A 9,805-nucleotide genomic window follows, 5' to 3' on the forward strand; every position below is an offset into this window, starting at 1 on the left:
AAATACGCTGGATGTTTGATACCAGACTTTGATGGGGCTCCTTGTCTTCCGAATCAAAGGATGCGCTATAGGCCAGGTTCTTCATGGGAGCGCCACGACGACAGAGGCAGCTTCCACTCGATGACTGCCTCTATGCGCTGCAGCCGGCAATTCCACATCTGACACGATCGTCGCTGCACCGTTGCCTGCAGCGCCAGCTACCATGTTTCTACGCTACATGCGGGTTGATATCCATCATCCGGTTGGACGAAGACGTGATCGCTAAGTTTCGGGCTGGTGGCAAAGGCTGGCAGAGCCGGATGAATGAGGCGCTGCGAAAAGCTGCAGGTATATAGCCGGCTTGCAAGTAGCGCATCTGGAGCGCATCCGCGACCGGTACTATACAAACCAATAGCTTAGCGGGTGCATCGGTCAATTGAAAATCCGCGTATCGGTGGTTCAAATCCGCTTATGGGCACCATTTTCTTTTTTGGGGGGAGCAGTTGTGATGGCACGGCATTTTAGCGCGGCGTCAGGTCGTCGCGGACAGCCTCATTCGCGTGGCGCAGTCAGTGTGCATCCCGCTTAGCTATTTCCCGGACACTGTCGCGCAACGACCCGCCGAATATTTTCTCTCTCGCGGCTGTCACCAGAAATGCGGAACGTGTCAAACCGGCGGAACTTGCGGCCTCGTCGATAGCCGCCAAGAGTCCGGCTTCCATCGAAATATTGGCCTTTACCGGGCGGCTATCCTCGACAATGGCGGGAACGACAACGAAGGCCGCTCCATCCGCGAGTTGTTCGGCGACCTCGGGGTCCTGACGCAGTTCGTCAATGCTTCGCGGCTCCGGGACCTCGCCGTCGTCGATCCAATCGGCGATCGCGGCCGCAGCATTGCGCAATGCCTCATCTACAGTCCTGCCCATCGCAGTCGCGCCCGGTGCATCAGGAAAGGCGACACCGTAAGCCCCATCATGTCCGTCCAGTAGAGCAAAAAACCTAGCCATTTCCGTCTCCGTCCGTTGGCCGGTCATTTCCAACCCGCCGCCTTAGCTATCGAGCGCGCCACGCCTTGCGTAACCACACGTTGGCGAGGCACCTGAATTTTCCTGTGGCCGGCCGAAATTATCATGTTCGCCGCCGCCGATATTGTGCCAGCCCTCACTTTCAAGGCGGGAAACTATCTTACGGCGATCATCTTCAAATTTCGGCATCAGCCCTCCATTATGCGCAAATATATGCGTAAAATATTGCGTAGCAAGAACGTGCACACAATAAATGCGCAAAAGCGATCGTTTGTGCGAGTTGGCCGTGCGCAGCCGTCACACCAACCCCGCGCGGGCAGTGCGAGGCCACGGCACTCATCGGCGCCCCTAGTCCAAGCTGCTTATTTCACCGCCGAAACATGTATCTTTAGCAGTATCCCATTGAATCCTCTGCCGTTGGCGCCTCATCGGGGCTGGCGGGATCGCGAATTTTCGACCACAAATACGAAAACATGCCGAGGCACGCGGCAGCGCGAGGGGAGTTGGAATGAAGTTCCGCGTCTCCGACGGGGCACGATTTTTTCTGCTTGGACAGCGCAAGACGATTTTCGTCGAAGCGTCGCAGCAGATCTTTGAGGTCGACGATCTTACGGCGTATCTCACCTGCCTTCTCGCCGAATCCATGTCGCAGCGCCGGCTGGAGGCCGATCTCGTGGCGCGTGGCGCCGGCCGGGCCGAAGCGCGCAGATCGGTGCGGGACTACCTCCTTTACATGTCCGGCGAGGGTCTGCTGGAGATTGCTTTCGACGCCGAGGAGGGGGAGCCGCTGCACACGCATGTGCTGGATCTGCAGGGAGCCGCCGTCTCGATAGCCTATCACGATAGAGGTCTCCTCGATCTGATCCTGCCCGTATTCGATCATCAGGCGTCGGAGGGCCTGAAGCCGTCGGCCTCCTACGCGGTGGCCAAGTTCGGCAACCGCGTGTGCGTCAGCCGCAGCCGTTCCCCCGGTATGATCGTCGCGGTCAACGAAGCGGTGCCGGCGCTGAAAGCGCTGCTGACGGAGGATGTGCTGGCAAGCCTCGGCACGAAGGTCGCGCTACATGCCGCCCTCCTGGTGAAGAACGGGAAGGGGCTTCTGATTTGCGGCGCGCCGGGCGCAGGCAAGTCGACCCTCGCCCTCGCGCTTCTCGAAGCAGGCTTTGCCTGCGGCGGCGACGATATCGCGCTGATGAGGTCGGACGGCCTGCTGCGGGGCGTTCCCTTCGCCCCTGCTCTGAAGCGCGGCTCATGGGGTCTCCTCGAAGGCATGCGCGGCACGATCGAAGCGGCGCCGGTTCATCGCCGCCTCGACAACCAATATGTCCGCTACCTTGCGTCGGTCCCCTTTGCGTCTGACGATGCGGTACCGCTCGGCACCATCGCGCTTCTGCGCCGCCGCAAAGGTCGGACCGCACTTGCCGCGGTCGAACCGGCGCGGGTTCTGTCGGAACTCTTTCTCGGCGCCTTTACGCCGACACGGCGCCTCGATCTGTCGCAGTTCGACGCCCTGCTGGGCGCTATCCGCGGCGCCAGTGCCATCGAGCTTTCCTATATGCGACTGGACGAGGCCGTAGAGATGCTGAGCTGGCACCATGACGGGTCGTAGCTACCGAAGCCTTCTTGCGCTCACATCCTGCCTCAAAGGCAATCCTCCGGCTGACGTGGACTGGGAGCACGTCATCGCGCTTGCGAATGAAAGCCTGACGGTTTCCTCGCTCGCTCTCGCGGCGAGGAAATATGCGGGGGACGTGCCCGAGGATGTCCGCCGATACCTCTCTCTGATTTACGACAGGAACGCGGAGCGCAACAGGAGACTGCTGGCGCAACTGACCGAGGCGGTACACTGCCTCAACCGCATCGGCGTGGAGCCGGTCCTCATGAAGGGTGCGGCAATCCTGGTCGGACAGAAGCCGGACGAGATCGGAGCGCGGATGCTGACCGACATCGATATTCTCGTCCGCCCCGCCGACATGGCCTCATCGATTGGAGCACTGCAGGACATCGGTTACGAGATCCGCCTTGCCGCCGGCAGCGGTTCATGGCCGGGAAACCCCAAATTCCATCTGCCTGCAGTCCTGGAGCGGCCGACGGATGCTGGGAGCATCGATCTTCAATGCCGGCCGAAAGGGCCGGCCTCCTTCAGCGACATCGAATGGCTGTATGGGCACAGCCGCAGGATAGCCCTCGATGGAGGAGACGTCTGCGTTCCGTCGCCCTTTGCCCAGATCGTCTTCCTGATCCTGCATGATCAGTTCCAGGATGGCGACTACTGGCGCGGCCTGATCGATCTGCGACACCTTCTCGATCTGTCGAAGCTCGCAGCCTCGGACAGCGTCGACTGGGAGCATTTGATGTCGCTTTTCGCCAGGGGCTACGAAAGACATGCGGTCGAGACGCAAATTCTGACGGCCGACACGCTGTTCGGGATAGGCGGGGCGTCCGGTTTGTCTGCCGGGAAGCTGCCGCGGCTTCAATTGCAACGGAGAAGGTGCCAGCTTGGAAGGGATTATCTCGTCGTCCCCCTCACCGTTTTCACGCTCTTGACCGAGATCGCCCACTACCCGTCCTGGGACCGGTACGGCGGTGCGCCATACCCATCGCGGCGCCAGGAGGCCAAGCGGAAAATCCGCGAGCTACGACGCATCTTTCGGTCGAGGCCGTCAGGAAAGATCTAGGACAGATATTGATAACTGAAGGTGCCGATTTCCCGTAACGTTCTTTAATGTAAGCGGAAATATATATTTGTAGCTATCTGTGATTAATTATAATTGATTATATAGTATTCTATATTCCGGGACGCACCCAAATGTAACACTATTGTCTGGAAAAATATTACTGTAAATTCGGCGAAACAGTCAACGCACAGGGGAGGCGTCCATGAGTTCCGAAATGCCAAACGGGCTGCCGTCGCGCAGCGACGAAGACCGGCGCGAGTTTCTGAAGAACTGTGGGCGCTTCGCGGTGGTGACGCCACCCGCCGTCACCATGCTGCTTTCCACGAGCCTCACCTCGAATGCGATCGCCAAGTCGGGCGGCGGTGGCGGTGGTGGTTCGAAGGGCAACAACGGTTACGGCAACGGGCCGGACGGACCAAATCCCGGTAGCGCGCATGGCGGCGGCGTGTCGCAGGGCGGCCCGGGAGGCGGGCAGTCGCAGGGCGGTTCGAAGACAGGCGGGGTCCTGCGTTAATCGCGCGCCAATGCGGGTCGCGGGGCGAAGCAAGCCGGATCACGCCCATGGAAGTGATTTGTTAACCAATTTCTTACAAAATTCTTGACGTCGATGATGACGGGCCGGCTGGCCCGTCGGTCCGGCGCAGGTGCGGCATTCGTCTTCCTGGGGAGTTGGGTAGGATGTACGAAATGACGGAACACATGATGAAGGTGCTGATGAGCATCATCGCCGTACTGTCGCTCGGGTCCTTCGTGTTCCTGATGGCGGTCCTTTAGACGAGATTGTGCGGCTCCCTCAGGGGTAAAGATAGAGCTGGTCCCAGTTCTCCCGCGGCACGCGTTCGCCGATCTTGTATTCGAAAGACAGCACTTCGAGGTGCTCGGAATCCGTCTTGCACCTGAATGCCAGCTTGTACCAGTCGCCATTGCTTCGGAATACCGCGCCCGTCGCCTTCATCTTGTCGCCTTTCATGACGGGATCGGCAAAGGTATAGGCGATGACCTTGTCCGGTTTGAACCGGTTCTTGTCTGCGCCGATACGCTCCATCGCTTCCGTGTCGCAACGCTGCTCCAGCCGCGTCTGGGGATCGAGCTTCTCGAATTGCCGGACGAGGGACCGGTCCATCGCTTGCGTCGGGCATGCCGCCATAATGGCGATGGTGAAGGCGCATGCGAGTGCTCTCATTCTCCGTACCGCTCCAGATCTACAGCGCGATGGCATTCCGACTCATCGGCCTGCTTCGCGGGGTGGGAGTGCCAGCATTCAGTTAAACTATGTGGCCATTCCAAGGCCGCTGTTCCGGGACCACTGCGTGCTGCGGCACGTAGACGCTACACCGCCGAGACATCGATCCATTTTGCACCGGTCAGCTCGGCCATCCGCTCCGGGCTGATATGGACGGCGGCGTTGGTCGCACCGGCGGCGGGAACGACGATGTCGAACGACTTGAGCGACTCGTCGCAATAGACGCTGTGGGGCTTGGCGAGGCCGAAGGGACAGACCCCGCCCACCGGATGGCCCGTTTCCGCCTCGACCTCGTCGAAGCCGAGCATGCGCGCCTTGGTTCCGAACCGCGCCTTGTATTTCTTGTTGTCGAGGCGCGCATCGCCGCGCGTGACGATGAGGATGATTTCGTCGCCGACCCGGAGCGCGAGGGTCTTGGCTATCTGCGCCGGTTCGACGCCATGACCCTCTGCCGCGAGCGCCACGGTTGCGGTGCTTTGCTCCAGCTCGATGACGTCGATGTCCGGCGCGTGCCGGGAAAAGAACTGTTTGACGGAAGCAAGACTCATTTCTGGCAATCTGTACTTTGGATGAAATCAGCGTGCAGGCCGCGCATGGCTAAAAACCGCCGTTCGGGCGCGGCACATTTCAGTCGTCATTCGAGGCATCGAGATCTTCGGGACGCATCCCTTCCTGCTGCGACGGCAGGTAGCCGTGGCTTGCGAACCAGGTTTCGAGAATCGTTGAGATCGCCTGTTCGCGCGTCAGGGTACCGGGGTGGTCCGCGATGTACGACTTGAGCGCGTCTTCGATCTTTTCCGCGTAGAGTTCGGTCATTTTCGCCTCCGCTCATTGGCTTGCGATGGCCGGTCCACGCCTGGCGCGGACCGTATGATGGTAAACGCGGATCAGGCCTGTTTGACGACGCGAATCAGCACCAGAAGGATCACGGCGCCGATCGTCGAGTGAATAATGGCAGAAAAGATGCCGGTGCCGATGCTGATCCCGATGGCCGGGAAGAGAAGGCCGGCGATGAAGGCGCCGACGATGCCGATCACGATATTCCCGAGCAGACCGAAGCCGCCTCCGCTGACGATCAAACCGGCAAGCCAGCCTGCAACCGCGCCGACGATCAGGAATACCAGAATGCTTTCAATGCCCATGAATCACCCTCTCGTTGTATCTGAAGAAGAGGATAAACCATGTTTCGGAATGAGATAGAAGGCAATTTGGTCGCGCGCTGAATTTTTGACCGCGGAATGCCTTCTGCGCCGCTGCCGCGACTTTCTACCGTTCTGGTTCGGAGAAAGTCGCTGCCGGTGCCGCTCAGACGGTGCCGTTCAGACGATGCCGCCGCCGCCGCCGGCGATTGCAGGACGCTCGGCCGCCACCCTGGCGCGGTAGCCGCTTGCCCGGTAGGCGGCAACCGGCGCGATTGCGCCGTCATTTTCCAGGCGGGCCATGGCGAGGATGGGCTCGACGTCGGTCCGGAAGGCAGTCTTCAGTGTTTCTGATGCCATCAGCGCATCGTTCTCCTCCTGATAGCCTGCAAGTGCCTTGCGATCGACGATAAGCGCCTGAGCATAGGCACGGCCGACCTCCATGGCGCTGGTCATCAGGCTTTCGATCGGGTCCGTCACGTTGTGGCTCTGGTCGAGCATATGGGCCGGATCGAAACCGTTCGCGGCGCGTGTCTCCGCATCGACGAGCTCGTTGAAGACAAGGAACAGGCGGTAGGGGTCGATCGATCCGGTATCGAGATCGTCGTCGCCGTATTTCGAATCGTTGAAATGGAAGCCCCCGAGCTTCTTGAACTGGATCAGCCGGGCGACGATCATCTCGATGTTGACGTTCGGCGCGTGGTGCCCGAGATCGACGAGGCAGAAGGCCTTGGGCCCGAGCTCCTGCGCGATCAGGTAGTTCGTGCCCCAATCCTGCACGACCGTAGAGTAGAAAGCCGGTTCGAACATCTTGTGCTCGGTGAAGATGCGCCAATCATCCGGAAGCGCCGCGTAAACTGCCTTCATCGAGTCGAGATAGCGTTCGAAGGCCCGGGTGAAATTGCTCTGGCCGGGGAAGTTGGAGCCGTCGCCGACCCAGACCGTCAATGCCTTGGAACCGAGCGCCTTGCCGATCTCGACGCATTCGAGATTATGCTCGATCGCCTGGCGCCGGGTCGCGGAATCGGTGTGCGAAAGGGAGCCGAACTTGTAGGAATGCGCCTGGCCGGGCGCGTCCGAGAAGGTGTTCGAGTTCATCGCGTCGAAGCTCAAGCCGAGCGCCGAGCCCTTCTCCTTCAGCGCCCCCAGATCGGACACCTTGTCCCAGGGGATGTGGAGCGACACGGCCGGCGTCGCCCGCGTCAATTGCTGGATGACGGCGCAGTCTTCAAGCTTGTCGAATATGTTGCGCGGCTCGCCGGGGCCGGGGAAACGGGCGAAGCGCGTGCCGCCGGTGCCGACGCCCCATGACGGGACCGCAACGCCGTAGGCCGCGACCTTGGCCTTCACCGCATCGATATCGATGCCGCGGCGGGCGAGGCGCTCGCCGAGGCTTTCATAGTCACGTGTCAGAGCGCCCCGGCGGCTTGCATTCTCGGCCTCCAGGACGGATGTGCTGATCATCAGGGTCATCGGAGCCTCCCTATCAGCGGGTGAAGGACTGGGCATTGCCCGCGTCGACATTGACGATATTGCCGGTGGACTTCGCCGACATGTCGGAAGCGAGGAAGTAGATCGCCTCGGCGATATCTTCCGGGAAGACGCTGAGCTTCAGCATCGAGCGTTCGCGGTAATGCGCCTCCAGCTCGTCGACGTCCATCTTGTAGGCAGCTGCGCGCTGTTCCTTCCATTCGCCGGTCCAGATCTTGGAGCCGCGCAGAACCGCGTCGGGATTGACCACGTTGACGCGGATCTGCGCCGACGCTCCTTCGAGCGCCAGGCAGCGGGCGAGATGGATTTCGGCCGCCTTGGCCGTGCAGTAGGCCGAAGCCCCGGGCGAGGCGGCAAGTCCGTTCTTGGAGGCGACGAAAACGACATTGCCGCCGGCCTTCTGGTTGCGGAAGATGCGGAAAGCCTCGCGCGAGACCAGGAAGTAGCCGGTCGCGAGAATGTCCATGTTCTTGTTCCAGAGCGCCAGCGTCGTGTCCTCCACGGCCGCCGAAGTGGCGAGGCCGGCATTGGAAACGAGAATATCGAGGCCGCCGAAGGCAAGAAGCGCGTCGCCGAAGCCCGATTCGACGGCTGCCTCGCTCGTGACGTTCATGTTGACGGAACGGACGAAGTCCTTGCCGTATCGGGTGGAAAGCTCCGTCTGAGCAGCTTCGAGCGCCGTCTCGTCGATATCGGCAAGCACCACGCAGGCGCCCTCCTGCATCAGCCGGTTGGCCGTCGCCTTGCCGATGCCGCCGGCGCCGCCGGTGACGAGCGCGATGCGCCCGGCAAGGCTCTTCGGCTTCGGCATACGCTGCAGCTTGGCTTCTTCGAGCAGCCAGTATTCGATATCGAAAGCTTCCTGCTCCGGCAGCCCGACATAGGTCGACACGCCGGACGCGCCGCGCATCACGTTGATCGCATTGACGTAGAACTCTGCCGAGATGCGCGCCGTCGCCTTGTCCTTGGCGAAGGTGATCATGCCGACGCCGGGCACCAGATAGACCACCGCGTTCGGATCACGCATGGCCGGGCTGTCGGCGCGCTTGCAGCGCTCGTAATAAGCGGCATAGTCGGCGCGATAGGTGGCGATCGCCTCGGGCAGGCCCGCAAGGGTATTGCCGACATCCGGCTGCGCCGGGTCGAAATCGACGACCAACGGCCGGATCTTGGTGCGCAGAAAGTGGTCGGGGCAGCTCGTGCCGAGCGCCGCCAGCGGCTCGAGGCTGGTCGAAGTCACGAAATCGAGCACCGCCTGACTGTCGTCGAAATGACCGACCTTGCTTTCCCCAGCGCTGACGAGACCGCGGATCACCGGCATCAGCTTCTTGGCGATGGCGGCGCGATCGGCGGCGGCGAGCACCGGTTTGGACCGGCCGCCGAAGGCGGGACCCGTGTTCTCGGTCTCGAACCAGGCGATGGCGCGGTTGATGATCTCGATCGTCGTCTCGTAAGCCTCCTTCGCCGTGTCGCCCCAGGTGAAGAGGCCGTGGCTTTCGAGCACGACGCCGCGCGCATCCGGGTTCTCCTGGCAGAATTTTTCAAGCCAGAGGCCGAGTTCGTAGCCAGGCCGCTTCCATGGCAGCCAGCCGATCTCGTCGCCGAAGATCTTGCTCGTCAGTTCCCTGCTGTTCTTCGAGGCGGCGATGGCGATGATCGCATCCGGATGCATGTGGTCGACATGCGGCTTCGGAACATAGGCGTGCAGCGGCGTATCGATCGAGGCGGCGCGCGGATTGAGGTTGAAAGTGCAATGCGGCAGGTAGCCGACCATCTCGTCTTCGAATTCGACGCCGCGATAGATGCCCTTCAGCGCGCGGAGCTTGTCCATGTAGAGGGTGGAGAAGCCATCCATCTTGATCGTGCCGACGTCGCCGCCGGAGCCCTTGACCCAGAGGACCTCGACCATTTCGCCGGTCAGCGGATCCTTTTCCATGACCTTGGCGGAGGTATTGCCGCCGCCGTAATTGGTGATCCGCTTGTCCGATCCGAGGAGGTTAGAGCGGTAGAGGAGCTTTTCCGGCTCGGTCATTCCTGCCGCCTTGCCGTCGTCCCAAAGATTGGCAAGGCGCGCGCCCTGGTGCTTGTCGAGCATGTCGAACTCCTCCCGCTGGTCTGGCTGCCGCCACATGGGCCGCAGCGATATGATTGGCATCAGATCACACGGCGATTACGCGGATGTCAATCAAAAACGATCAAAAACTTTCATGATGCGCCGCACAATGAAAAAACATGATTGATTGTGATTGA

11 protein-coding genes and 2 pseudogenes are annotated in these 9,805 nt (G+C 61.1%); 5 read left to right on the forward strand and 8 right to left on the reverse strand.

From position 1 onward, the window contains the following. Positions 1-95: 95 nt before the first annotated feature. Together PZL22_RS31630 and PZL22_RS21005 are read left to right on the forward strand one after the other, a co-directional pair. Positions 96-194: pseudogene (locus PZL22_RS31630) on the forward strand (IS481 family transposase); the annotation flags it as partial. 42 nt (positions 195-236) lie between these two features. Next, a pseudogene (locus PZL22_RS21005) lies at positions 237-335 on the forward strand (BrnA antitoxin family protein); the annotation flags it as partial. A 213-nt stretch (positions 336-548) separates the two neighbouring features. Here PZL22_RS21005 and PZL22_RS21010 read toward each other — a convergent pair. Next, positions 549-1,013, reverse strand: a complete 465-nt coding sequence (locus PZL22_RS21010; RefSeq protein ID WP_004435955.1) for a type II toxin-antitoxin system HicB family antitoxin — start codon at positions 1,011-1,013, stop codon at positions 549-551. 15 nt (positions 1,014-1,028) lie between these two features. Next, the gene (locus tag PZL22_RS21015; RefSeq protein WP_234706368.1) at positions 1,029-1,193 is read right to left on the reverse strand and encodes a hypothetical protein; all 165 of its coding nucleotides are present in this window, start codon (positions 1,191-1,193) and stop codon (positions 1,029-1,031) included. Between the two features lie 319 nt (positions 1,194-1,512). Here PZL22_RS21015 and PZL22_RS21020 point away from each other — a divergent pair, with 319 nt between their 5' ends. The 3 genes from PZL22_RS21020 to PZL22_RS21030 all read left to right on the forward strand — a co-directional run bounded on the left by PZL22_RS21020 (position 1,513) and on the right by PZL22_RS21030 (position 4,196). Further along, positions 1,513-2,613, forward strand: a complete 1,101-nt coding sequence (locus PZL22_RS21020; protein WP_004435959.1) for a hypothetical protein — start codon at positions 1,513-1,515, stop codon at positions 2,611-2,613. Beyond that, the gene (locus PZL22_RS21025; RefSeq protein WP_004435962.1) at positions 2,600-3,682 is read left to right on the forward strand and encodes a nucleotidyltransferase family protein; all 1,083 of its coding nucleotides are present in this window, start codon (positions 2,600-2,602) and stop codon (positions 3,680-3,682) included. Before PZL22_RS21020 ends, PZL22_RS21025 begins: the two co-directional genes overlap by 14 nt. A gap of 202 nt (positions 3,683-3,884) precedes the next feature. After that, the gene (locus PZL22_RS21030) at positions 3,885-4,196 is read left to right on the forward strand and encodes a hypothetical protein (RefSeq protein WP_004435964.1); all 312 of its coding nucleotides are present in this window, start codon (positions 3,885-3,887) and stop codon (positions 4,194-4,196) included. 279 nt (positions 4,197-4,475) lie between these two features. Here the strand turns inward: PZL22_RS21030 and PZL22_RS21035 are convergent, their stop codons facing one another. From PZL22_RS21035 to PZL22_RS21060, 6 genes are all read right to left on the reverse strand, one after another. Continuing rightward, the gene (locus PZL22_RS21035; RefSeq protein ID WP_004435969.1) at positions 4,476-4,865 is read right to left on the reverse strand and encodes a DUF930 domain-containing protein; all 390 of its coding nucleotides are present in this window, start codon (positions 4,863-4,865) and stop codon (positions 4,476-4,478) included. Between the two features lie 146 nt (positions 4,866-5,011). Next, a complete protein-coding gene (locus PZL22_RS21040) occupies positions 5,012-5,473 on the reverse strand; it encodes a YbaK/EbsC family protein (RefSeq protein ID WP_004435973.1) in 462 nt (153 codons plus the stop codon). 79 nt (positions 5,474-5,552) lie between these two features. After that, complete coding sequence (locus PZL22_RS21045; RefSeq protein ID WP_004435975.1) at positions 5,553-5,741, reverse strand: hypothetical protein; 189 nt, start codon at positions 5,739-5,741, stop codon at positions 5,553-5,555. Between the two features lie 71 nt (positions 5,742-5,812). Beyond that, on the reverse strand, positions 5,813-6,067 hold the full coding sequence (locus tag PZL22_RS21050; RefSeq protein WP_004435988.1) for a GlsB/YeaQ/YmgE family stress response membrane protein: 255 nt from the start codon (positions 6,065-6,067) through the stop codon (positions 5,813-5,815). 177 nt (positions 6,068-6,244) lie between these two features. Next, positions 6,245-7,537 (reverse strand): L-rhamnose catabolism isomerase, encoded by a 1,293-nt coding sequence (gene rhaI, locus PZL22_RS21055; protein ID WP_004435992.1) that lies wholly within the window; start codon positions 7,535-7,537, stop codon positions 6,245-6,247. Positions 7,538-7,550: 13 nt separating this feature from the next. Beyond that, entirely contained in the window at positions 7,551-9,650 is a 2,100-nt protein-coding gene (locus PZL22_RS21060) for a bifunctional rhamnulose-1-phosphate aldolase/short-chain dehydrogenase (protein WP_004435995.1), read from the reverse strand. Positions 9,651-9,805: the final 155 nt, after the last annotated feature.

The organism is Ensifer meliloti, assembly GCF_030064585.1.
GTDB classification, from domain to species: Bacteria; Pseudomonadota; Alphaproteobacteria; order Rhizobiales; family Rhizobiaceae; genus Sinorhizobium; species Sinorhizobium meliloti.